Here is a 575-nt window from a genome sequence, read left to right on the forward strand (position 1 = left end):
TTTACCACCAGTATTGAAAAGTTACTGGTAGATATTTTTTCTATGTCTTGAACTTTAAAAAAATCATAAAGATTGTCATAGTTTTGCCAGCGATGTTCACCCCAGTTTATAACTGCAGAGCTAACTTTCATCAGTTCGTTATCGTTAGATAAATTGTTGATCTGTCTTTGATAAAGAATTGAATCGTAAGACATACATCTAAAAAGCATAAATCTGTCATTTTGTTTCTGGTTTTCAATACCGATTAATTTAGATTCATTACCATTAGTGTATTTGAAAACAATATCTCTTCTAAGTTCGATTTCTTTAATGAAACTATGATTTTTAATTACGGTAGATATTTCACTGTCATAAATATTCAGATATTCAAGATCGATAACTGGAAGACCGCTATACAAAATGACATTAACTAAATCAGCGAAATAACGAGGATTTTTAAAGAAATCCTTTAAAACGATGTCGTTTTTAAAAATACTAGCCATAAAATAAACTCCTTTGATGATATAAAGAATAGAAAATATTTTATAGTTAGAAAAAACAAAAGATAGTCAGTTTATATAATCAAAATAGGCTGA

At 27.7% G+C, this 575-nt stretch carries 1 protein-coding gene; it reads right to left on the minus strand.

Features of this window, described 5'->3' with window-relative positions; all coding sequences use genetic code 11:
• Positions 1-482, minus strand: a 482-nt coding sequence (locus B5E92_RS15315; protein ID WP_204245301.1) for an Rpn family recombination-promoting nuclease/putative transposase, incomplete at its 3' end; no start/stop codon positions are given.
• Positions 483-575: the final 93 nt, after the last annotated feature.

It is taken from the genome of Erysipelatoclostridium sp. An15 (assembly GCF_002160675.1).
Lineage (GTDB): Bacteria > Bacillota_I > Bacilli_A > Erysipelotrichales > Coprobacillaceae > Thomasclavelia > Thomasclavelia merdavium.